This is a genomic window from Bartonella sp. B12(2025) (genome assembly GCF_053795135.1).
Genome location: NZ_CP200031.1, coordinates 1,469,907 through 1,493,854, shown reverse-complemented (window position 1 = coordinate 1,493,854; position 23,948 = coordinate 1,469,907). Strand labels below are relative to the sequence as shown.

Below are 23,948 nucleotides of genomic sequence, written 5' to 3'. Positions count from 1 at the left end.
AATTGATTTATAATGATAATTTATCATTCATTCAACTTGAATAAGAGCTCCGCATACCGCAAGATTCCTTCATTTTAAATCCCCACAATCAGAATCAAAAAAAATCGTTTACTTGCTACGTCACAAGAGAAATCAATGTGTGGATAAAAAACATTTAAAAAAGAACTAAAAATGTCTCTTATGAACTGTCTAAATGCAAGAGCAATCGCAAATTGGGAGCTAATAAATAGAATGATAGTGTCAGCCTATAACTTTCATAAGCGTAAAGATGATTGTGCCCTATAGATTTCTGTTCCACCATTTATGAGCAACATTGTGGGATAGGATTGGGAGCAACTAGAGGTATTTTACTAAAACAAGTACGTAAACTAGCAACATTATAGAATAGCGTGCTGTTCTTTGTGAAGAGAGCATGATAAACAATAAAATCAAACACTTTAGACATTCTGCTCTTGATTTGATAAAAATGCGTCTTCTATGGGATTCCTAGTCTATACTTCAATCTTCCTATGACTTAGAGTGAAGTGCGCAAAACCTAAGCAATCGAGCACTAAAAGCTTCAATCTTTAATAGTCTCTTTCATAAAATAGACCAATACTAGAATTGTTTTCATTTCCTATGGCGCCTTTAGCTTTGAGATGACGTGAAATGTCTAAATTAATTGTTCCCTTCGTCGTTCCATCTGCTGCTGCTTCAAAGCCTAAATAAATGTTATTGTGTATATAGCGTCCAACGCGTAAGCCCGTATTGCCCTTTTCATTAACAATAAGATCGAGATCATCAAGACCAATTTTAGTCCGTAAAGCGTTCAATAAAGATGTATTAGAAGCACCTGCAAGATCAGCTGCCGCTGCCGCAAGCTGAGCAATCTGAAATGGTGATAGCTCACTAAGAGAGCGATTAAAAATCAAACGCGCCAAAATCTCATCCTGCGGCAAATTTGGTTGTGAAGAAAAATTAATATTAATATTATCAATCGTTCCACTCACAGTTACAGTGACGTGAATATCACCACTGTTATTGTTGGTTACAAAATAAACCGTAGGATTAAAATTACCGCTAAAACTTGCTTGTCCCTGATCAAAACTAAGACGCTGTGAAAGAATATCAAAACGTCCACGAATCATCCTAAACTCACCAACTGGATGCACATCATGCAATGAACCTGCCAGGTTAATGCGTCCTCCCAATTCAGCATCTAGCCCTCTCCCACGTACAAAAAACTGATTGCGTGCCGTAATACGCATGTCTGATAGCACAACAGATGAAAATTCTTGAGAAACAACATGATCTTTATTGGTGTTCTTAACATCAGCACGTTCAAGTGTTTTTTTAATCGATTTGGTTAAATTTTTATTTTTAATATCAAGAAACTCTGTATTATGAAAATGATCGGGAACAAAAACTTCAGCTTTTTCAACTGTAATATTACCACCAATAACAAGATCACCAAAAAAATGACCCGTCATTGTCATATTGCCTGACAACGTTGCAAGAATCATAGAACCATTATTATAATTGGCGTGGTCAAGATGAATGACTAAATCTGTCCCTAGGTCATTAAAGATACGACCTGAAGCGGAAACTGCTCCCCCCTCAAACGAAGAAGCTGAAGCTTTCTCTATAAGAATATGATTGCCATTTAATTTGCCTTCAAGCGTTATATTATTCAATCCTAAATTCGTTGGTGAATCAAAAAAACTGCCATTGACTATAGAAAAGTTTCCTATCAGTTGTGGCTTAAATAATTCACCACTAAGAGCTGTATCAATTTTGGCTGTGCCCGTTATATATGCACCGCGCTTAGCTAATAATAAATCAACAAAAGAAAGAGGCATTGTCCCTTTAACACTTAATTTAGCCTCTGAACCATTTAGAGAAATAGGTCCATTTATGGAGAGATCTAATCCTTTATTTCCAGTCGCAATCATATTCTCAATATGAAAAGTCGATTTTTTATAAGAACCACGGGCATTCATATCTATCGAGATAGGCCCTTCATGCGTCATAGCGGTCAAACTTTGACTAGAAAGCTCAAAATAAGCAGATGGATTATTTATTGTTCCACCAATATCGGCCTTGCCGACTATCGTTCCTCCAAGCGCTTGCCTTTCGATAAAGCTATTAACAAAATGTGCAGACAAATCTTGTAAATTAACATGGAGATCAAGTTTGTTTTTATCTAAAGATATACAACCCTGTGCTTGTGCTTGTACTCCATCTCCCGTTAAATTTGCATTTAAAATAAGGTTTTTGTCTACTGTTTTACCTGTAGCAGAGAGCGTAAAAGGCATTATTTTTTTATCTTGAAAAGCAACAGTTGTCAGTCCCTCACCTTTTATATCATAGGTCACATTAGGTTCTTGAAAACTACCACGAATCATAACCTGCCCCGTTAAAGTACCAGTCACTCCAAGATCGGATTTCCATAGATTGACTAAAGCAGCAGGAAACGCATTCATTGTAAGCTGCAGATTAAGGGGATCTTGAATATTTCCCGCAAGTATAATTTTACCTCCATTAATCGCAATTCCTAACTCATTTACTGTCACTCCATCTTTATCAAAAACAACCGTAGCCGATTTAGGCAATGTCGCATGAAAATTTGATTGTTTAATATTTATGGCTTCAATCTGCATTTCTCGTTTTATGCCTTCTGGAAGTCCCACCGTAATCATACGGCCAGAAAACTGTGCGTTTGTGTCATTATGCAACATCGCTTGAACAGTAAAAACTGTTTGCCCATTATTGCCATTGGCATGAGCATTCAAATGGTTAACCATCATAAAGGGCGTTTGGATATGCTCTGCGTTGATAAAACCCTCAAACTGTGTCATGCCAAAAAGATCAAATACATCCGCCTCTACTGCCAATTTTTTAATTTTATTCTTTGCAAAGCTTAAATGGTCAACATGCGCTTTTAGATTGGCATTTTGTCTGCCATTTTGTTCATCAAAAATAAAATCTCCTTTTACTTTTCCACTGCCTTCCTGCAAAAATAATGCGGAAAGCACTGAAATATCGTCAGCATCAATATGCAAAACTCCTTTCACAAAACCTTTCGTTTGAAAAAGATCACCGGTTATTTTTGTATTTCCCCCTCTAATATTGATATCTTCAAGTTTTCGAATCTGATTAGAATCCTTAAATGAAGCAGATAAATACAACGGCTTCTTAGCAAAAGTTCCTTCACCATTTATAGAACCCGTTAAAGAAGTAACCGACAACCTATTATCCACCAATGTTTTTACAGTGAGCGTTGCGTTCTGCAGTTTTTTCCCCACTAAAAATGCCTCAGCAACATGGGCACGTGTAACAAGTTTTACAAGACTATTGTGCCCTCTAATACTGCTTCGGACTGTGAGTGCACCGTTTATTCTCGGATTCAACCTAGCAAGATCAGATATTTGAGCATGTAAATCCATTTTAGCGCTCTCGCTTGAAAAATATCCATTGGCCTTTACGTTTGCGTATTGACTTTTCAAATCCAAATGACGCAAAATTAAACCCGTCGTATTGTGAGAAACACCACCTGAAAGAGCAAAGTTTCCTTTGAATAAACGATCAAAAGACTCCACGCCTATTGTTATATTGTCGGCAACCCCTGATAATTCAAGATCAAAAACACCGTTAATTAAACCGATAGCTCCCTTGGCTTTAATATCTGCGGTACCAGAGAATGACTGTTCACTCAACAAATTAAAAGGAGCTAATGTTTGAGCTTTCAAACCAAGATCGCCTTTAAAAATAAAACGATCCATTTTCCCTTTTAACCAAGCAGAAAATCCCTGACCTGTAATACTAAAATCATGAATCAAAACTGGTTTTCTAGAAACGATATCCGTATCTAGATGCACATGAAGTGTTTGATCTAAACCTTCTACCAATGCGCCTTTGCTTTTTTCAATCCCTTGAAGTATTCCCTTAATTTGAATACCGACATGACGAGAAGCTGCATTATCAAGATTTTCACTCACTCCCCCCATATTAAAAATCGCATTGCGAATATGAATATTATTATTGCTCAAATGGTGTGCAATAAGCCGTCCATTCCAAGATTGTTGCCCTTCGCGACCATAGTCAATGTTTAAAGCAAGATTATCCACACGCATGGGCACTTCTGATATTGGTAAACGCACAGACCCATTTTCCTTATTAGGAGCCATTTTGCCATCAACAAAAAGCCGCCGCAAAAATCCATCTGCCGTTATTTCAGCATTGGCCATAATATTCATTGCTTTACTCTGAATCACCATATGATCAAGGTACTTCACACCTTCTTTTGTCATTCTTGCCTCTGCTTTCAGCGTTACATCGGATTCAAAGATGCTACGATATTGAGAAGGCATTAAAGGACCAAGTGTGCCCACTAGTTTAGTAGAAAAACTACGCCCTTCTGCAATACTTCCAAGAATAACATTACCATCTAAAACAGAATGGTGATCGGCTTCCAAATAAAGTTTGACAACCAAATCATCAAAGGTACCATCACCTTTAATGGCAAGATTTAATGCAGGACGCTTTTCAATGTTAAAAACATTCGCCAAAATACCATTTTGCGGTTCATCAGCAGAAATATCAATTTTAGCTGTAAGGTTACTATTGGATATCTTCGTTAGAACAGAAAAAGATCCCGGTGCGTCTAAACGATGAGCCGCTATATCAACATCAAAGTCACCATTAACAAAGGCCAGATTCCCTTTTAAGGATAAATCAGCAGAAAAACCCAAAAGACCCTGTTCAAACGCCATATGTCGAGCCATAAGCGTCCTTATAGAAATGGAAAGTGGCAATTTTGGCAAAGAAAATTTTCCCGCCTCGAGGAAAGAGCTGCCCTGCGGTCTGCGTAAAAACGTAATCTGTTCCACAGAAAGCTGGTTAATATCTACGCGCCCCTTTAGTAACGCTAAGCGGTTCCAATCCATTTTAGCATTGGTAATTTTAAGCCAAACACCTTTTTTATCACTGACGGTAATGGCATCAATTGACGTTTGAGAAGACAGTGCTCCTTGCATATTATGTAAACGAACTTGGCGATTAGGCGCTGAAAGTCTACGTTCAATCAAAGAGGTAAGCCATGAACGATTATCCGCTGTCACTTCGTCAGAGGGTGAATTGCTTCTCTGCGCAAAAAGAAGAGCGCTCACAAAAAAAAATGAAATTCCAAAGAAGAAAGTTGATAAACGCATACTTTTTTTCATTAAAATGCTTGCCCTATACCCACATAAAAACCAATGCGAGGATCACCTTTCTCCCGCTTAAGAGGAAAGGCTAAATCAACCCGTAAAGGACCGATACTTGTCATGTAACGACCTCCAATACCAGCTCCCCATTTCATTTTTTTAGAAAAATCAAACTGCGCTTTTCCTCCTACAATACCTCCATCAAGAAAACTGACAATTCCTATCTTATCATTTAAAGAAAAACGTAACTCTGCTGACCCCTCAACAAGCGCCCGCCCGCCAACAACAGCATCATTTTCTGTTTTGATACCAATATTGCGATAAGCATAACCGCGAACAGATCCACCACCACCTGCAAAAAAGAGCATATCCGAAGGTAGCTGTGCTGTATCACTTCCAAAAATTGTACCAAACTTTGCCCGCGCCGCAAAAACAAAACGATCCCTTTCGTCTAATGCCCAATAAAAGCGACCTTCCACAGCCATTTTTGCTGCAAAACCGCTAAAACGCATTTCATAAAAAGGTTCAATAAGCACTTCACCATACAAACCTTTTGTTGCATTGAACTTATTATTACGAGTATCATAAACCAAACCACTCGGTAACCCAATTGTTGTAAAATTACGGCTCCCAAAATAGACATCCTGTGAAGAACCATTAGAAACTTCTACAGCAACCTGTCCCGATAGATTACTATTAAAGATATGCGTAATACCCAACTTTCCTTTGATGGCTTTTGTCGTATAGTTTTCTAGGACATTTTGCTGCATTTTCAGCTCTGTCCTAAAATCTGTATCAGGAGTGAGTATACCAGGCTTTATAAATGTGCTACCGAAAAGATAATCAAAATTTTTAAAATTATACGATCGCTGCTTGTTACTGCCAACACCATGTATTTTTGTCTCAATTTTTAGGCGTTCTGCATGACCAAAAAGATTGTTATGCATCCAATAAGCTTCAAAACCAGCACCATCTAATGTTGAATAGCCACCTCCTGCGCCAAAACGACGTGGCTTACGTTCTTGTAAAACAAGCGTAAATGGTAAACTACCATCTGGATTAATGGTCTCAGCTTCACGTATATTCACAGCACGAAAAACATCAAGTCGTGCAAGTCGTTCATTTGCCTTGGCTAATGCATCGGAATCGTATTTCTGGCCCAGCTTCAATCCTGTCATCCACGCAATATAGGCTGAATTTATACGCGGTTTATTACTTATATTACGCACGCTTAAAGGGCCATAATATGCCTCTCGTCCAGGATCAACCGCAATTTGCGCATCAATGAGACGTGTAGCATGATCAGCAACTACCTCACTCTTCATAATTTTAGCTTTAGCGTAACCTTGTTGACGCCATCCCTCTACTGCCCATTTTTCTGCTTTCAAAATGCTTTCCGATTTTGCAACAATCCCAACGTTATAACCCAACTCTTCTATTGTGGGCATTCTATGGACTCTATATTTTGTGGATGGAGCAACTTTATCAATAGCAGCCACACCAAAAACATATTGTGGGCCAGCATCGATAGTAATAACGATATTAGACTGTGCTGAGAGTTGAGTTACGGGACTCAAATCGGCAACCTCTAACCCATTAATCTTAATACTAATAACACCGCCATAGCGTCCATCAGCATAAAGTGCAGAAAGAATGGCCCGATAATCTGAACGGGCTTTGGCTAACAAACCAGAAGAACTAGATGATGCTTTATCTCTATCAGCGAAAAGAGAAGATACAGCTTTGACTATTTTAATACCTTCTAATGGCGCACCCGGTGGTGCAACAACTTCAATTTTATAAAATTTCTCTGTACCACTGACATTATGTAAGGAGGAATTTGTTTTCTTGTGACCAAAAAGAGGAATGCCGAAAAACTCAAATGCTGCAAGTGACTGCGGAAAAGCACAGACAAAACATAGAACTATAAATATACGGCGCATAGTTCCTGATTTCAGCAAAACTCCCACCTGATAGATCATAAAATCAGATACCTTTAATACACTATATCTACTGTGACTTTAAATAACATCGGACAAGAAAGATAAATACGCCTACTTTGAACATTTCACATATTTGATTCCATCAAATAACACCCTTTTCTTGTGGTGCATAACATCTCCTCCTTTTATTCACAAAATCCTGCCCTGCTGTGCAACACAAACAGCCTCGCTCTTTTTTCCTACCATATCCATTTAGCTCATTATAAATATTTTATTTAACCACATATAATTACGGTTAAATTTGTGTACATCACTTTCCATGAGAATACTAAGCCTGCGCATGTATATAGATCTCTCCATCCCAAAAACCATATAGACACTTCTTGATTTTTATGTGCAGATATGATTGTCTTCTCCAAGTCAAAAGGGGAGAAAAATGAACTGATGATCGCGCGTATCACAACTGTTGCTTTTCGCGGTCTAGAAGCAATACCTGTCGATGTACAAGTTATGATTTCCTCCGGTAAAATAGGAATGGCTATTGTTGGATTAGCAGATAAGGCAATCGCAGAAAGCCGTGAACGTGTACAAGCAGCCCTTCATGCTTGTGGGCTTTCTATGCCTAACAAACGGGTTACTATTAATCTTGCGCCAGCTGATTTGCCTAAAGAGGGATCACACTATGACTTGCCAATTGCTGTAGGCTTAATGCTTGCTATGGGGCTTCTTCCTCCTGAAATAGCGCAAGACTATGTCATTTTAGGCGAATTATCTCTGGATGGTTCTATTACAGCTGTCAATGGTGTTTTACCAGCTGCAATAACAGCTTTATCACTCGATAAAGGACTCATTTGTCCCTATCAGTGCGGACCTGAAGCAGCATGGGCAAATGCAGAGATGAATATCCTTGCCCCCGAGACTCTCCTCACAATAATTAATCATTTTAAAGGAATCCAAATTCAAAAACGTCCACAACCGCGCCAATATACTATCCAAACTGAACTTCCAGATCTTTGCGAAATTAAAGGACAGAAAACTGCCAAACGTGCATTAGAAGTCTGCGCAGCTGGACGGCATAACCTTTTGTTTGTAGGTCCTCCTGGTGCAGGAAAATCTATGTTAGCTCAACGCTTACCTTCCATTTTACCACCTCTTGATAGCCGTGAGCTTTTAGACGTTTCTCTGATTGCTTCTATTACAGGAGAAACAGTCCATAACACCATTTCACTTCACTGCCCCTTTCGTGCCCCGCATCATTCTGCTTCCATGGCAGCAATGATCGGTGGTGGTCTTAAAGGACGACCAGGAGAAGTCTCACTTGCACATAATGGCGTTTTATTTCTTGATGAACTACCTGAATTTTCTCCACAAGTTCTCGATTCTCTTCGTCAACCTTTAGAGAGCGGAGAATGCGTCATCGCCCGCGCAAATCATCATATCAGCTATCCTGCTCGCATCCAACTCATTGCCGCAATGAATCCTTGTCGATGTGGTATGGCAGGAGAAAAAGGCTATGTTTGCGCAAAAGGAATACGCTGTCAAACTGATTATCAATCCCGCATTTCTGGTCCTCTGCTCGATCGAATCGATTTACGAATAGATGTCCCTGCTTTAACAGCTATGGATCTTATGCAACCAGAACAATCAGAAAAAAGCTGCGATGTTGCAAAACGCATCGCACGATGTCGTGCCATTCAAGCCAAACGTTTTACAACATTGGGTCTTGGTCATATTCGTACCAACGGTGATTGTCCTGCTAAAATCATCGAACAAATTGCTATTCCTGACCAAAATGCTGCGACACTCTTACGAGATATAAGTGAAAAGATGCACCTTTCTGCACGCGCCTATCATCGCATTCTCAAAGTTGCACGCACCATTGCTGATCTCGATGAAACAGACCATCTTTCACGCCATCATCTCGCGGAAGCTATTTCCTATCGACTAGGCACTGAAAGGTTAACAGATCTCGCCTAAGGAAAGTGTTCATCAGTAAAAACTGATCGGAAAATAACGCAGATAAAGCTCTGTAAGTTTACCATCATCTTCTAGAGATTTCAGAGCATAATTGAGTATATCAACCAATTTTTCGTTCTTTTTTGCAACAGCAAGCCGCATTCCTTGCCCCAATAACTGTGGAGCCATATACGCCCCCCCAACAAAATAGCAGCAATCCATGGATTGTGGATCATTTAGCCATAAAGATAAAGAAAATCCATCATCAAAAATAAGATCAACTTTATGATCCTTTAGCGCTTTATAGAGCTCCTCTCTGTCTTTAAATCCTTGCCATTTGGCTTTAGGAAAATAACTATGAAATAGCTTTTCATGAGCACTCTTGAACAAAAGTCCACTGCTTAAATGTGTAAGTCTATCGCTTATTGGCTCATCAAGATTAACAAGTCGAGAAGCAACAAATCGAGCCGGAAAGCGTAGATAAGACTTTGTAAAAAAAAGATCTTTATGCGTTTCAGTTGTTTCTTTTAAACCTGCAATAATCACTTCTGCGCCACCGTTTTTGACACGGTCTATAAGCTCTTTCCAAGGAACGACTTCCACCTCACAGAATTTCTCTAAATTTAATTTTGAGCAAATAGCGCGCAATAAACTGATATTATAGCCTACAAGATGCCCTGTTTGATCAAGAAAGTTAAAAGGAGGAAAATCAAAAGTTGTTACAAAACGCAAACGGGTTATATCCGTTGTATCAGGTCGTACCAAATGTTTATGTGAATCAAAAAAAGAAGGCAGTCCTCCTGCCGTTTCAGCTTCTACGAAAAAGGAGAAAAAAAATCCCCATGCTACAAAAAAAACTCCAATAAGAGCATTGAATACAATTACAAGTTTCCTTATTTTCAAAATCTTTCCCCCATTTTTCAAAGCTAAAATGCAACTTTTCTCAACCATAATATCTAATGCACTTAACTAAAATATCTGCCACTTTAATGAATGAAAATTCCTGCTATGCTCTAAAAACTGTTAAAAAGTTTAACAGTTTTTATATAGTTTCCAAAATATATTAGAAATATCAGAATTTTGGTGCAAACTTCCTCAAAAAAATTCACAAAAGAAAAAGTTTGAGAGGAAAGTGATTTCTTTAGCGTAAATATAAATAAAAAGCCTCTATATTATTTCAATTTTATCTTTTCCTAAATACCTTTACTGAATAAAGAACATTTCTTATGCTTTTCTTTTAAACAAACGCAGAATTTTGCTCTTAAGAAAACGCATTCTGATTTTTTTCTATAAGCGATAAGCTGTACACACTTTTGACATACTACATAATTTCATCAAAATCTGTTGCGTACCCCAAAATTATGATACAAAAACACATCACCAGTTTTTAAACATGATGCATGAATGAACAAAACAAATGATATAGCTTTACAAAACCACTTATTGTATACCATACAAGGGGTGCTTGTAAAAATACAAAAATTTATCTTTATTCCTTATAAAAAAGGAGCAATAATATCTCCTTTTCGTGTAATTGCAAAACTCAAATAACTATATACTCCCCTCAAACATTAACAATCTATGGGGATAAACTTCATCAGATCCATTGTCAGTGGTTTCTATAAGCAAAATGCAATGTAACAACATCATATCATTTACGTATACAAAAATCATTCTATCTATTATGCACCGACAGATGTTGAATATAGATTTGATATACGTTAAATATTTAATGTGGTTATTCCATAAATAACTAGCCAGAACGTTAAGTTTCGAAAAAGTTAATGAAATGTCACAAATTAAATACAGAAATGGATTAACTTATGAGTGATGAAATAACCTCACCGACACGGAATGATGACTATGGCGCTGCTTCTATCAAAGTTCTCAAAGGTCTTGATGCTGTACGCAAACGTCCTGGCATGTATATCGGTGATACAGATGATGGTTCAGGCTTGCACCATATGGTCTATGAGGTCGTAGACAATGCTATTGACGAAGCTTTAGCCGGTCATGCTACTCTTGTAAACGTCACACTCCATGCTGATGGTTCTTGTTCTGTTCGTGACAATGGACGCGGAATTCCGACAGATATCCATCCAACAGAAGGTGTTTCAGCAGCTGAAGTTATCATGACACAGCTTCATGCAGGTGGAAAATTTGATCAAAACTCTTATAAAGTTTCAGGCGGATTACACGGTGTTGGTGTCTCTGTTGTCAATGCATTATCAGTTTGGCTAAAATTGCGAATCAAACGTAATGGTAAAATTTACGAAATGTCATTTACCCAAGGGGTTGCTGATTTTCCGCTAAAAGTTGTCGGTGATTGCAATACAGAAAGTGGGACAGAAATCAGATTTTTACCAAGCACTGAAACCTTTACTATGGTTAAATTCGATTTTGAAACCTTGGAACGTCGTCTGCGAGAATTAGCTTTTTTAAATTCTGGCATACATATTCTTCTCGTTGACGAACGCCATGCTGATATTCAATCCTTTGAATTACATTATGAAGGCGGATTAATTGAATTTGTCAAGTACATTGATCAAACGAAAAAAGCACTGCTTGACACTCCTATTTACATTACAAGTGAAAAGGATGGAATAAGTGTCGACGTTGCCCTATGGTGGAATGATTCCTATCATGAAAAGGTATTGTGTTTTACAAATAATATTCCTCAGCGTGATGGTGGAACTCACTTAATAGGTTTCCGCAGCGCGTTAACACGTCAAATTAATGGCTATGCTGAATCTTCAGGTATTGCAAAAAAAGAAAAAGTTAACTTGACTGGTGATGACTGCCGTGAAGGGCTAACAGCTATTCTCTCAGTGAAAGTTCCCGATCCCAAATTTTCTTCACAGACAAAGGACAAATTGGTTTCTTCTGAAGTACGCCCCGTTGTTGAAAATTTAGTAAATGAAGGTCTTTCAACGTGGCTAGAAGAGCATCCTAATGAAGCGAAGCTTCTCGTTGGTAAAGTAGTAGAAGCTGCAACGGCGCGTGAAGCAGCACGCAAAGCACGTGAGCTTACGCGGAGAAAAGGAGCTCTTGATATCACTTCTCTGCCGGGAAAACTTGCCGATTGCCAAGAACGTGATCCAGCGAAGTCAGAAATTTTTATCGTCGAGGGAGATTCAGCTGGTGGTTCAGCAAAAAGTGGGCGTTCACGCCAAAATCAAGCGATTTTGCCCCTACGCGGTAAAATCCTTAATGTCGAACGAGCACGATTCGACAGAATGCTCTCATCTGATATGATTGGAACACTTATCACTGCCCTTGGAACTTCCATTGGTAAAGATGAATTTTCACCGGATAAATTACGTTATCATAAAATTATCATTATGACAGATGCGGATGTTGACGGTGCTCATATTCGCACTCTACTTCTTACTTTCTTTTTTAGGCAAATGCCCGAATTGATTGAGCGTGGACATCTCTATATTGCTCAACCACCCCTCTACAAAGTAGCACGTGGAAAGTCTTTTCAATATATCAAAAATGAAACAGCATTTGAAGAATTTTTGATGGATGCTGGACTAGAAGAAACAAAATTAGAATTATCAACAGGAGAAATTCGTGCAGGTGCTGATTTGCGTCAACTCACCGAAGATGCTCGTGTGTTACGCCAACTTTTAAATAGTCTTCATACTCGCTATAACCGCAACATTATTGAACAAGCAGCAATTGTTGGAGCTTTTAACCTTGAAGCCTTTGCAACACCAGAAAGGGCGCAAAAAATAGCCAATAATGTTGCCCATCGCCTTGATTTGATTGCCGATGATATGGAGCGAGGTTGGAGCGGCCAGTACACATCAGATGGAAGTTTATGTTTTGAACGTATTTTACGTGGAGTTAAAGATGTTATCGTCCTTGATGCAGGACTTATCAATTCAGCTGACGCGCGCCAAATTGATCGCATTTCTAAAAGTTTCATAGAAATATATAGCTCCCCTCCCCTTTTACACCGCAAAGATAAATCAGAGCGCATTTTTGGACCTATGAGCTTATTAGAAAGCATATTTGTAAACGGTAAAAAAGGAATTACTCTCCAACGTTATAAAGGCCTCGGAGAAATGAATGCTGAACAACTTTGGGAAACGACCCTTAATCCTGATGCACGTGCTCTTTTACAAGTTAAAATCAATGACGCAACCGATGCAGATTCGCTCTTTTCTCGTTTAATGGGTGATGAAGTTGAACCTCGGCGAATTTTTATTCAAGATAATGCCTTAAGCGTTGCCAATCTTGATATATAAAAGGTACTCTTTATGTTTCTGGCTGTATAAACGCCGCAGTTTTATACGTTGTTTTTTCGTATTTGAACATTCCCTCTATCCTTCATTTACGATAAAATAAAAATAAGAAAGGTCATGCATATGACAGCTGAAACAGAACGCGTAGGAGCCAAAGGTGGAATGGAGCATTCTTTTGGCTTTACAAGAGTTGATGAAACACAAAAACAATTTATGGTTGATGATGTGTTTCACTCTGTCGCCGAAAACTATGATAAGATGAATGATATCTTATCATTAGGGCTACACCGTTTGTGGAAAAATTTTATGGTTACATGGCTTTCTCCACCAGCACGTTCCAATTGGAAGGTTCTTGATGTAGCTGGCGGTACAGGTGATATCGCTTTTCGCATTCTTAATGCTTCACACCAAAAAGCTCATGCTACAGTGCTTGATATTAATGGCTCAATGCTCAGCGTCGGAAAAAAGCGCGCACAAAAAAATGGTCTCGCCCCTCTGATAAACTTTGTTGAAGCCAACGCAGAACATCTGCCTTTTGAAGATCAAAGCTTTGATGCTTACACAATTGCTTTTGGAATCCGCAACGTGCCTCATATTGACAAAGCTCTTAGAGAAGCTTTTCGTGTTTTAAAACCAGGTGGACGTTTTCTATGCTTAGAATTTTCAAATGTCGAGATGCCTCTGCTCGATAAAATTTATGATATTTGGTCTTTCCATGCCATTCCTAAACTTGGTCAATTCATTGCAAATGATAGCAACGCTTATCGTTATTTGGTTGAATCTATTCGCAAGTTTCCTAACCAAAGTGATTTTGCCCATATGATCAATCATGCCGGTTTTTCGCGGGTATCGTACCGCAATCTCACGGGTGCGATCGCAGCACTGCATTCAGGTTGGAAAATTTAAAAATGGCGCGAATTTCCACTTACTTTCAATTGATGCGCACAGGATGGGTTTTAGCACGTGAAGGCGTTTTGAGTGCTCTTCCTAGTGATGATCTTCAAGGATTTCCGGCATTATGTCACCGTATAGCAAGTGCCTTAGCGCGACGCAAAACGAAAAAGAAGCGACGATCTGAAAATATTTCTTATAGTATCAATAAACTCGGTCCTTCTTACATAAAACTTGGTCAATTTCTTGCTACCAGACCTGATATTGTCGGACGTGATATCGCGGAAGATTTGGCACAGCTACAAGATCGTGTTCAAACATTTTCCTGCACTACTGCTATTGCACAAATTGAAAGTTCGCTTGGTCGATCTATCAACGATTTGTTCGTAAACTTTTATTCCCCTATTGCAGCCGCTTCTATTGCTCAAGTTCATCCAGCTGAATACTATGACAGAAACGGTCATAAAAAAAAATGTGCTGTTAAAGTCATCCGCCCCAATATCAGAACGCGTTTTGCTAAAGACCTTAAAGGTTTCTACCTTATTGCTCACTTACAAGAGCGTTATATACCAGCTTCTCGAAGGCTGCGTCCTGTCTGTGTCATTGATACTTTGGCACAAACCACACGTATTGAAATGGATTTACGGCTAGAAGCAGCTGCTATATCAGAAATGGCAGAAAATATTCGACATGATGCAGGATTTCGGGTTCCGCAAATTGACTGGGAGCGAACAGGACGCAATGTTTTAACCATGGAATGGATCGATGGTATAAGAATATCCGAAATTTCTACCCTCAAAGAAGCTGGATTTGATTTGCAAGCGCTTGCAATTACGCTTATCCAATCTTTCCTTCGCCATACATTACGCGATGGTTTTTTTCACGCCGATATGCATCCTGGTAATTTATTTGTAGATAAAAAAGGCTGTATTGTTGCTGTTGATTTAGGAATTACAGGGCGACTTGGTAAAAAGGAAAAGCATTTCCTTGCAGAAATCCTGTACGGCTTTATTACCCGCGATTACCATCGGGTGGCACGCGCCCATTTTGAAGCAGGATATGTGCCTCCACACCACAATATTGAGAGCTTTGCTCAAGCCAACCGTGCCATTGGTGAGCCAATTCACGGGCAATCAGCGCAAAGCATTTCCATGGCTAAGTTGCTCACACTGTTGTTTGAAGTCACTGAATTATTTGATATGCAAACACGACCTGAGCTTTTACTGCTACAAAAAACTATGGTTGTCGTTGAAGGTGTAGCCCGTACATTGGATCCTAATTTTAATATGTGGAAAGCTTCTGAACCCATTGTCAGAGAATGGATTAGCAAAAATTTAGGACCCGCAGGACTAGCAAAAGATTTTAGTGAAGGAGCGCAAGCACTCTTTACGCTGGCACGTAAAACACCGCAATTGATACAAAATTTCCAACGTATGGAAGAAAATCTTAATCAAATGAGAGAAACAGGATTTAATCTTTCTCCCGCCACCCTTAAGCAACTTTCTGTCGAACAAAGTCGCACTAACCGTTATGACCGTTACAGCCTATTCATCATTGCGCTTTGTTGTATTTGTCTGACTTTTTACCTTTTTCATCTTTTCTAAGCTGTTCAATGTGCTAAAAAATACCAATAATGAAATCATTGCAATCAATTTATTTCTTGGATCTATTTTATGGCTAGTATTACCATTCGTAATCTTTCACCTGAAGTTAAAGAACTTTTGCGCATACGCGCTGCACAACATGGTATTTCTATGGAAGAAGAAGTCCGCCGCCTTTTAAGCAATTCTACCACTCAAACCACACGCCCCTCTCAAGCAAGCTCCCTTGAACTGAAATCACTGCAATCAAAATCTATTCTTCTTATTATTGGTGGTAGTATTGCAGCCTATAAAGCACTTGATCTGATTCGTCGTTTACAAGAACGTGGAGCACACTTAAATATTGTTATGACAAAAGCAGCGCAAAAATTTATTACTCCTTTAGCAGCTGAAACTTTGAGCGGTCGTACTGTGTATAGTGATTTATTTTCACGCAAAGAAGAACATGATATCGGACATATCCGGTTAGCACGTAATGCTGACCTCATTATTTTTGCTCCCGCCACAGCCAATCGCATTGCAAAAATAGCCAACGGCATAGGAGATGATCTGGCTGATTGTGTGCTTTTAGCAGCACGCTGCCCAATCTTAATTGCACCGGCCATGAATCCAGCCATGTGGGCACATCCAGCAACTGTTCGCAATATTGCACAACTGCGCACAGATGGCGTTCATATAGTAGGACCGGAAATTGGCGAAATGGCTGAGCGCAATGAGATAGGTTGTGGACGCATGAGTGAACCCTTAACAATTGTAGACTCAGCAGAGACTCTTTTAGGCGTACAAGAAGGACCACTTTCTGGCCGCCATTTCATTGTTACTTCTGGTCCTACGCATGAACCAATTGATCCAGTGCGTTATCTTGCTAATCGCTCTTCAGGTAAACAAGGTCATGCCATTGCGACAGCTCTTGCACATTTGGGCGCCAAAGTGACGCTTATTTGTGGACCGGTTGATCTTGCCGATCCACGAGAAGTGAAAACTATTCATATTGAAACAGCATCTCAAATGTTACAAGCTGTTCAAGCCGCATTGCCTGCTGATGGAGCTATTTTTGTTGCTGCCGTTTGTGACTGGCGCAGCAAAACACAATCTTTACACAAAATCAAAAAGAGCAATCATAAAACACAACCATTCTTGCATATAGTCGAAAATCCTGACATTTTAGCAACAATTGGACACGCTTCAAACCGCCCCCCACTGGTGATTGGGTTCGCTGCTGAAACATGTGATATGATTGCAAATGCACAAAAAAAATGTGTTGAAAAAGGAGCAAATTTCATTCTTGCTAATGATATTACTCTTCACGCTGATGGCACAAGCGTCATGGGTGCTGATACAAATCAAGTTTGTCTTGTCAGTAAAGAAAATATTGAACAGTGGCCACACATGAGCAAACAACAAATAGCGCAAAAATTAGCAAGGGTTATTGTGTCATTTTTTGACCCTCGTACCCCTACTCATCAATAAGCGAAAGAAGCTTTATTTCACATGAAAATAAAAAACTTTTAAAACATCATACATCAGGCAGTTGGATACTTAAAAAACATAGCACAAAACAAAAATGCGATTCACTTACCAAATCACATAAAAGTATTTATTCATATGCTTCTCATTGATTGAGCAACTATCTTTGCACAAAGAACAATCTCCTCCACCAAAAAGGGATAAAAATCTCTATATATTTCAGTCTGTTTGTAAAGTAGCCAACATTGGTGGTTTTTATTATCACTTGCGCATGCCGTTCATTTCATGAGCTTTACAGAAAAATCCTATCGTAATTTTCTAGAATGCAAAGAATAAATAATTCCTTCTCTTTGTTGGCTGCTCTTAATCAAAAAACTTATGCGCTCTATGAAACAAGCGCATATGTAAAGCATTCTCCATTTATCTCTTGTTTTCTGTTTTTTTATTTACTTAGCTGTTATAGTTTTTACTACTACCTATCGTGCTTTACAGTGTCTTCTGGCTCCGCAATATCGCACTATGATATTGAAATATCATTGGGTATCACTTTTGTTGTGCTCATCATTCTATAGCTATATGTACACAAGCTTTTTGTATCCTATTTTTTACCTTGGATTGCTCAGTTTCTTCCTGGATTACTCGGTTGGGCAGAGTGGTTGGGAACAGGTGTGCTTATCACTTTTAATCTTGGTTTAGTTTTTTGATGGCTTTTTTATTATCCTAATTACAGCAATGATTAGTGATCTTTTCATTGATTCTGCAGCTGAGATTATTGAAAACGAAGATTATCCAAACGAGCCTATTGGATACACTCTATCGTTTGGGCGTTCTCTCATCTTTCTTTAAAATTTTTTATTCTTATCCTTCTTGGCAATGGAATCGCTTTTATTTTGTTTTTCGTTCCAAATATCCATATGACAGCTTTTTATGTTATTAATGGTTACCTGCTTGGCAGTGAACACTTTGTGTTTCTGCCTATCGCTTTCAATTCAAATAAGAAGCTCATGCTTTTTACACATTCATTATACCACGGTTTTTATGTGGAACTGTTGAGAGCGTTTTTTGTTTCGATTTCTATTCTTATTTAAACGACCGCTTTCCTTCCTTTCATCAAAGAAATCCCTTGAAAAAATCTTGCTCTGATGCGGCCGTTTCGTTAATATAGCATTGTCACATCCATTGTTTTTATGGACTATTTAGCTTTATTGGTGTTTTATAATTTTAAGATTTCTTTGTTTCAAGACTGTTCGTGTTAATGGTTAGTTTTTCATCAGCAACAAATGAGAAATTTGCAAACCAGCGCAGAGAATAAATTTTGATATCAAAGCAAAAGGACAGATAACATAAGTTATTAAAACTTCTGAGAGGTTTGTTATAAAAAATACTCTTAACGCAAGTGATTGTTGTGGCTTTAGAAAGATAAAGAAATTAAAGGACAATGGAGTTAGAGCTATACGTATACTAGTAAAAGCATTAAATAGACTCGTTTATTCAACCGGCAAAGTGAATCTGACCACTTAAGTCCTATATTCCTTCGAATCGTGCAAAAAGTGTATAATATTTAGAGAGGCTATAAAGATGAACTGGATTACAAATTATGTTCGTCCTAAAATTAACTCTATATTGAGGCGCCGTGAAATTCCAGATAATCTATGGATTAAAGATCCCACAAGTGGTGAGATGGTCTTCCATAAAGATCTGGAAATGAATCAATATGTAATCCCCAGTTCTGGTTACCATATGCGCATAAGCGCTAAAAATCGCCTTATGCATTTTTTTGATGATGGTGTTTATGCACCTCTTGAAAACCCAAAAGTTGTAACAGATCCTTTGAAATTTCGCGATGAAAAACGCTATATTGACCGGTTAAAAGATTATCGTTCTAAACTTGGTGTTGATGACAATATCTTAAGTGCGCACGGCACTATTGAGGGCTTACCAATCATAGCCACCGTTCAAGACTTTGCCTTTATGGGTGGGTCACTTGGTATGGCTTCAGGAGAAGCTATTATCAAAGCTTTCGATACTGCCATTGCCAAAAAATGCCCTTTAGTTCTTTTTTCCGCTTCTGGCGGTGCACGCATGCAAGAAGGAACACTCTCATTGATGCAAATGCCCCGTACAACAGTAGCAATTGAAATGCTAAAAGAAGCAAAACTGCCCTATATTGTTGTTCTTACCAATCCAACTACCGGTGGTGTTACTGCTTCCTACGCCATGCTCGGTGATATTCACATTGCCGAACCCGGTGCTATGATTGGTTTTGCAGGACCACGTGTGATTCAGCAAACTATACGCGAAACCTTACCAGAAGGTTTTCAAAGTAGTGAATATCTACTCGAACATGGCATGATTGACATGGTTGTATCGCGTCTAGAAATGAAAGCTACCATTGCACGGCTTCTACGCTTAATGATGAAACATCCTGCAGCTGTTAGCCCTTCCAATTTATCCCAAACAAATTCTCAAGCATCGCTTTTTGAAAAAGAAACTTCTTAAACTATGGAAAAAAGCCACGTACAGAGGATGATAGATGATTTACTGAAAAGCTATCCGAAAAAATTTGACCTTTCTTTAGGCCGTATTCTTCACCTTTTAGAACGCCTTGGCAATCCACATTTAAAGCTTGCACCTGTCATTCACATTGCTGGAACAAATGGCAAAGGATCTGCTTCAGCTATTTGTCGCGCTCTTTTGGAAAGTGCAGGCTATTGCGTTCATGTATACAGCTCACCTCATCTAGTCAACTGGAATGAACGCTGTCGACTCGGTCAAAAAGGAGGCGGCAAACTTATTACAGAGAGCCAACTAGCGGAAGTAATTCGTGAAGTTATAAAAGTAAATCGTCAAGAACCGATTACTATTTTTGAAGTTTTCACAGCAGCAGCCTTTATGCTATTTAGTACACATCCAGCTGATGTTGTAATTTTAGAGGTTGGATTAGGAGGACGTTTTGATGCCACAAACGTGATTAACAAACCAGCTTTATCTCTTATTATGCCTATTGATTATGATCACGAGAACTTTCTTGGAAATACAATTGCTCAAATCGCTTTTCAAAAAGGGGGAATTATTAAACCAGCAGTTCCAGTGGTTATCGGTAAGCAAAATCATGAGAAAACCATTTCTACTTTAGTAAGCCTAGCGGATAAAAATAAAGCACCCTATTCCCTATTTAACCAAGACTATCAAAGCTATACAGAACATGGACGTATGGTATTTCAAAACAATCAAGGTCTCATGGATCTTCCACTTCCTAACCTTATTGGAGCCCATCAAATTGCCAATGCTGGAGCGTCTCTTGAAGCAGTTTATCAAGCAGGTTTTCGGCTTTCAGAACAAGCAATAAGCCACGCTTTGAAAAATATTTCCTGGCCAGCACGGATGCAACATCTTACTCATGGACATTTGGTTAATCAACTTTCTCCCAGCATTGATTTATGGCTAGATGGTGGCCATAACCCCGCTGCTGGAAAAGCTCTTGCAGCAGAACTTACCCAATGGAGAAAAAAAACAAACCGTCCTCTTATTATGATCGCTAGCATGCTTAAAACCAAGGATACTGTCGGTTATTTTCGTCCTTTAGCCAACCTTGTAGATAAAGTGTATACAATTCCATTGGTCCACAACGATGCAGGCATTTGTCCGAAGATTTTAGCTGAATCAGCCCGAAAAGTAGGGCTCTTTGCCAACCCTCAAGCTCATCTACACGATGCTTTACATAGAATTAATTCAGAGCATAGAGAGGCTCTTGTCCTTATTGGTGGTTCCCTTTATCTTGCGGGCGAGATTTTACGTGACAATAAAACACCACCATGTTAGGAGTCAGCGATTCATAGAGCTTTGAAAGATAGATTTTTTTGTCATGCAACTTGATTGTGCACTTTATCAACATCCTAAACTTATTACTGTTTTTGGCGGCTCTGGTTTTGTGGGACGACATGTCGTTGAAACTTTAACCAAACGAGGTTATCGCGTTCGCATCGCTGTTCGTTGTCCGCAAAAAGCTTATTATATGCTACAAATCGGAGAAGTAGGACAAACTCAGATGCTTCAAACTGATATCAAGCATCGCGCCTCTGTTGCACGTGCGTTGATTGGAGCAGATGGTGCGGTGTTTCTTCCTGGTAGCTTAACACAAGCAAGCCAATCAAACTTTAAAAGTACGCAAATTGATGGTGCACAAAATGTTTCTGAATTAACAGCTGAAGCTGATATTCCACTCATTTATATGTCAGCACTTGTAGCCAACCAAAACGCCGCATTCCTTTATGCACGCGTCAAATCTATGAGTGAGAAAATCGTTCATAATAAGCATCCTCAAGCAATTATTATGCGGCCATCAGTTATCTTTGGGCCAGAGGATTGTTTTTTTAACACCTTAGCAAATCTATCACGTTTTTTACCGATCATGCCCCTTTTTGGAGGTGGACAAAGAAAATTGCAACCCGTATATGTTGGTGACATCGCTGAATTTGTTGTGCGTGCTTTAGAAAAACAGATCGTCTCTGGAAAAATCTATGATCTCGGTGGTCCCCAAATTCTCACATTTCAGGATATCCTTGAAAATATATTAAAAATCATTCAGCGTAAAAAACCAATTCTATCCGTGCCTCTTTCTGCCGGACTCTTGATTGGCAGTCTTTGCGGAATTATAGGTAAATTGCCTCTCTTGCCAACACTCATAACGGCTGATCAGATACGCTTCCTGCAAGTGGATAATGTTGTCTCTCAAGAAGCTATCGAAAATGGATACACTTTAGAGGGAATAGGGATTACTCCCAAAGCAATGCCTGCTATCTTGCCAAGTTATCTATGGCGATTCCGTCCACAAGGTCAATTTTCCAAAAATTTATCAGCTTAGCACGCGTTCTTTTGTAACCGAATGAGATTTCTACTTTATAAAAAGAATAGTAACCATGTTGGCAAATTTATATTGTTTCCTCGCTCTTTTTCAGAAAACATAATCTCGTAACAGTCTTCTTTACCACCTTTACCGCCTTGCCATCCTTACAGTTCAAAAAGCAACAAATATTGATAAGCTTTTTCACTCAATAGAGTTTTTATGAGTCCCTCTCTATATCTTGTCAGTAACATCATCACTTAGATATTACATAACTGCGTGTTTGTTGCATAAATTTATCGAAGCTTGAAAAGAATTTTTCATATAAAGAAGTCTTTCTACTACTTGCATTTTTTTGTAATTTCTCCTACCGTTTCAAAAAAATTAATTTTGAAGGAAAAAAATGGCAGTTCAAGATTATGTTGTCAAAGATATCGCGCTTGCTGCCTATGGCCGCAAAGAACTTGATATTGCCGAAACAGAAATGCCTGGTTTGATGGCTTGTCGTAAAGAGTTTTCCTCTAATCAACCTTTACGCGGAGCGCGCATTTCTGGTTCATTGCATATGACCATTCAGACTGCTGTTTTAATTGAAACCTTAAAAGCAATTGGCGCCGATGTGCGGTGGAGTTCTAGCAATATTTTTTCTACACAAGATCACGCTGCAGCAGCTATTGCGGCTACAGGTACTCCTGTCTTCGCAGTTAAAGGTGAAACGCTTGAAGAATATTGGACTTATATAGATGCAATTTTTCAATGGCCTGATGGCAACTTCTCCAATCTTATATTGGATGATGGCGCTGATGCTACAAACTACATTTTAACGGGGTGCCGTGCAGAAGAAAATAAAGATATTTTGTTACATCCCAAAACAGAGGAAGAAGAATTTTTTTTCAAACAAATCCAAAAACGTATGGATGCAACACCAGAATTTTTCACACGCCAGTGCGCAGCAATCAAAGGTATAAGTGAAGAAACCACAACGGGCATAAACCGTCTTTATCAATTACAAAAGGAAGGGCTTTTGCCTTTTGCTGCTATTAATGTCAATGATAGCGTTACAAAATCAAAGTTTGATAATAAATATGGATGTAGAGAATCGTTAGTAGACGGTATCCGCCGCGCAACAGACGTAATGATAGCTGGCAAAACAGCCATTATCTGCGGTTATGGTGATGTGGGTAAAGGTTCAGCAGCGTCTCTTTCAGGCGCTGGAGCACGCGTTAAAGTGACAGAAATTGACCCAATCTGTGCACTTCAAGCCGCCATGGATGGTTATGAAGTTGTTACCTTAGAGGATGCAGCTTCTAGTGCTGACATTATCATAACTACAACTGGCAATAAAGATGTTGTCTGCTTGGATCATATGCGACAAGTAAAAGATATGTGTATCCTCGGAAACATTGGTCATTTTGACAATGAAATTCAAGTATCAGCTCTTAGAAATTTGCCATGGACAAATATTAAACCACAAGTGGATATGATAACCTTTCCCGATGGAAAGCGTATAATTTTGTTATCTGAGGGGCGTTTGCTAAACCTCGGCAATGCCACAGGTCATCCTTCTTTTGTCATGTCAGCATCATTCACTAATCAAGTTTTAGCGCAAATTGAACTTTTTACCCGTGCGGAAAATTATAAAAATGAAGTCACTGTTTTGCCCAAACATCTTGATGAGAAAGTTGCACGCCTTCATCTTGATCGGCTAGGAATAAAATTAAGCATTTTATCAGAAGAACAAGCTGCATATATTGGAGTCACGCCACAAGGCCCCTATAAACCAGATCATTACCGTTATTAAAACGTTTTCT

Annotated in this window: 12 protein-coding genes and 1 pseudogene; 10 read left to right on the top strand and 3 right to left on the bottom strand. The window is 38.9% G+C overall.

Annotation, left to right across the window (positions count from 1 at the left end):
• Positions 1 to 566: 566 nt before the first annotated feature.
• Together V3564_RS06610 and V3564_RS06605 are read right to left on the bottom strand one after the other, a co-directional pair.
• Complete coding sequence (locus V3564_RS06610) at positions 567 to 5,201, bottom strand: translocation/assembly module TamB domain-containing protein (RefSeq protein ID WP_455480777.1); 4,635 nt, start codon at positions 5,199 to 5,201, stop codon at positions 567 to 569.
• The gene (locus V3564_RS06605) at positions 5,201 to 7,165 is read right to left on the bottom strand and encodes an autotransporter assembly complex protein TamA (RefSeq protein ID WP_455480776.1); all 1,965 of its coding nucleotides are present in this window, start codon (positions 7,163 to 7,165) and stop codon (positions 5,201 to 5,203) included. Before V3564_RS06605 ends, V3564_RS06610 begins: the two co-directional genes overlap by 1 nt.
• A gap of 405 nt (positions 7,166 to 7,570) precedes the next feature.
• On the opposite strand from V3564_RS06605, the gene V3564_RS06600 reads away from it, so the two are divergent.
• A complete protein-coding gene (locus tag V3564_RS06600; protein WP_455480775.1) occupies positions 7,571 to 9,103 on the top strand; it encodes a YifB family Mg chelatase-like AAA ATPase in 1,533 nt (510 codons plus the stop codon).
• Between the two features lie 12 nt (positions 9,104 to 9,115).
• On the opposite strand, the gene V3564_RS06595 is transcribed toward V3564_RS06600, so the two are convergent.
• The gene (locus V3564_RS06595; RefSeq protein ID WP_455480774.1) at positions 9,116 to 9,985 is read right to left on the bottom strand and encodes a transporter substrate-binding domain-containing protein; all 870 of its coding nucleotides are present in this window, start codon (positions 9,983 to 9,985) and stop codon (positions 9,116 to 9,118) included.
• Between the two features lie 920 nt (positions 9,986 to 10,905).
• On the opposite strand from V3564_RS06595, the gene gyrB reads away from it, so the two are divergent.
• The 9 genes and pseudogenes from gyrB to ahcY all read left to right on the top strand — a co-directional run bounded on the left by gyrB (position 10,906) and on the right by ahcY (position 23,938).
• Complete coding sequence (gyrB, locus tag V3564_RS06590; RefSeq protein ID WP_455480773.1) at positions 10,906 to 13,338, top strand: DNA topoisomerase (ATP-hydrolyzing) subunit B; 2,433 nt, start codon at positions 10,906 to 10,908, stop codon at positions 13,336 to 13,338.
• Positions 13,339 to 13,458: 120 nt separating this feature from the next.
• Positions 13,459 to 14,241, top strand: coding sequence for a bifunctional demethylmenaquinone methyltransferase/2-methoxy-6-polyprenyl-1,4-benzoquinol methylase UbiE (gene ubiE / locus V3564_RS06585; RefSeq protein WP_455480772.1), 783 nt, complete (start codon positions 13,459 to 13,461; stop codon positions 14,239 to 14,241).
• A 2-nt stretch (positions 14,242 to 14,243) separates the two neighbouring features.
• Positions 14,244 to 15,830 carry a 2-polyprenylphenol 6-hydroxylase gene (ubiB, locus tag V3564_RS06580; RefSeq protein WP_455480771.1) on the top strand — a complete coding sequence of 529 codons (1,587 nt, stop codon included), beginning with the start codon at positions 14,244 to 14,246 and terminating at the stop codon, positions 15,828 to 15,830.
• A gap of 69 nt (positions 15,831 to 15,899) precedes the next feature.
• The gene (gene coaBC, locus V3564_RS06575) at positions 15,900 to 17,297 is read left to right on the top strand and encodes a bifunctional phosphopantothenoylcysteine decarboxylase/phosphopantothenate--cysteine ligase CoaBC (protein WP_455480770.1); all 1,398 of its coding nucleotides are present in this window, start codon (positions 15,900 to 15,902) and stop codon (positions 17,295 to 17,297) included.
• A 456-nt stretch (positions 17,298 to 17,753) separates the two neighbouring features.
• A pseudogene (locus V3564_RS06570) lies at positions 17,754 to 18,376 on the top strand (sulfate transporter family protein); the annotation flags it as partial.
• Positions 18,377 to 18,872: 496 nt separating this feature from the next.
• A complete protein-coding gene (accD, locus tag V3564_RS06565) occupies positions 18,873 to 19,793 on the top strand; it encodes an acetyl-CoA carboxylase, carboxyltransferase subunit beta (RefSeq protein WP_455480769.1) in 921 nt (306 codons plus the stop codon).
• Positions 19,794 to 19,796: 3 nt separating this feature from the next.
• Positions 19,797 to 21,116, top strand: coding sequence for a bifunctional folylpolyglutamate synthase/dihydrofolate synthase (locus tag V3564_RS06560; protein WP_455480768.1), 1,320 nt, complete (start codon positions 19,797 to 19,799; stop codon positions 21,114 to 21,116).
• A gap of 43 nt (positions 21,117 to 21,159) precedes the next feature.
• Positions 21,160 to 22,158, top strand: coding sequence for a complex I NDUFA9 subunit family protein (locus V3564_RS06555; RefSeq protein WP_455480767.1), 999 nt, complete (start codon positions 21,160 to 21,162; stop codon positions 22,156 to 22,158).
• Positions 22,159 to 22,540: 382 nt separating this feature from the next.
• Positions 22,541 to 23,938, top strand: a complete 1,398-nt coding sequence (gene ahcY, locus V3564_RS06550) for an adenosylhomocysteinase (protein WP_455480766.1) — start codon at positions 22,541 to 22,543, stop codon at positions 23,936 to 23,938.
• Positions 23,939 to 23,948 lie beyond the last annotated feature (10 nt).

Coding starts and splice junctions, on each gene's coding strand:
- V3564_RS06610 (WP_455480777.1), bottom strand. CDS start 5,201: ATGAAAAAAAGTATGCGTTTATCAACTTTCTTCTTTGGAATTTCATTT.
- V3564_RS06605 (WP_455480776.1), bottom strand. CDS start 7,165: ATGATCTATCAGGTGGGAGTTTTGCTGAAATCAGGAACTATGCGCCGT.
- V3564_RS06600 (WP_455480775.1), top strand. CDS start 7,571: ATGATCGCGCGTATCACAACTGTTGCTTTTCGCGGTCTAGAAGCAATA.
- gyrB (WP_455480773.1), top strand. CDS start 10,906: ATGAGTGATGAAATAACCTCACCGACACGGAATGATGACTATGGCGCT.
- ubiE (WP_455480772.1), top strand. CDS start 13,459: ATGACAGCTGAAACAGAACGCGTAGGAGCCAAAGGTGGAATGGAGCAT.
- ubiB (WP_455480771.1), top strand. CDS start 14,244: ATGGCGCGAATTTCCACTTACTTTCAATTGATGCGCACAGGATGGGTT.
- coaBC (WP_455480770.1), top strand. CDS start 15,900: ATGGCTAGTATTACCATTCGTAATCTTTCACCTGAAGTTAAAGAACTT.
- accD (WP_455480769.1), top strand. CDS start 18,873: ATGAACTGGATTACAAATTATGTTCGTCCTAAAATTAACTCTATATTG.
- V3564_RS06560 (WP_455480768.1), top strand. CDS start 19,797: ATGGAAAAAAGCCACGTACAGAGGATGATAGATGATTTACTGAAAAGC.
- V3564_RS06555 (WP_455480767.1), top strand. CDS start 21,160: ATGCAACTTGATTGTGCACTTTATCAACATCCTAAACTTATTACTGTT.
- ahcY (WP_455480766.1), top strand. CDS start 22,541: ATGGCAGTTCAAGATTATGTTGTCAAAGATATCGCGCTTGCTGCCTAT.